1 protein-coding gene is annotated in these 654 nt (G+C 37.0%); it reads left to right on the forward strand.

All coding sequences use genetic code 11. The features are described 5' to 3' along the window. The coding region (locus EDM02_RS04285) for a transposase (RefSeq protein WP_148053565.1) at positions 1 to 240 on the forward strand (240 nt) is incomplete at its 5' end. Between the last annotated feature and the right edge of the window lie 414 nt (positions 241 to 654).

The following is a 654-nucleotide window of genomic DNA, read 5'->3' on the forward strand; positions in this document are numbered from 1 at the left end:
TCAGCTATTCAGAAGAAGGCTACTAAGCATAATCCTTTATCAGCTACCGCTAAGCGGTTTAATAAATTAGTAGCCAAGACTCGTTATAAGGTAGAACGTGTATTTGGTAGTATAAAAAGTTGGTTCCGAAGTTCGGGAGCCCGCTATATAGGTATTGATAAAATGCATACACAACATCTTATGGAAGCAATAGCTTATAACTTATACAGGTCCCCAAATATCATTTTAAGAGGTTGCTAGGGGAATGGTCTATCCAAAATGAACTAANNGCAAAAAATAACAAAAAATAATACTGGAAAAATAGAAAAAATTATACTGTCGGCCTGTTGCAACGGCCTCGATAGGTAGTGTATATGGTAAGTACCCAAGGCTTATTACTGCTTTGGCCTGTATTGCTGCTTCTATTGCTGCTCTTGCCGTTCAAATCACCGTAATATCCAAGGCAATTAGCTTCTGCTTAGGTTCAGTTGACGCTGAGTTAAAATATTACACTACCGTTTTAGCTACCTTTATCTTAATTTTCTATTCTACTCTTGGAGGTATTCGTGCGGTTACCTTTACGGATGTATTACAATTTATAACCTTTTCTATTATTATTCCTCTTTTGGCTGTATGGATGTTTTACAAGATCAGCAGCCCAGTTGTAGAAAGTCT

The sequence above is a fragment of the Candidatus Cardinium hertigii genome (assembly GCF_003788695.1).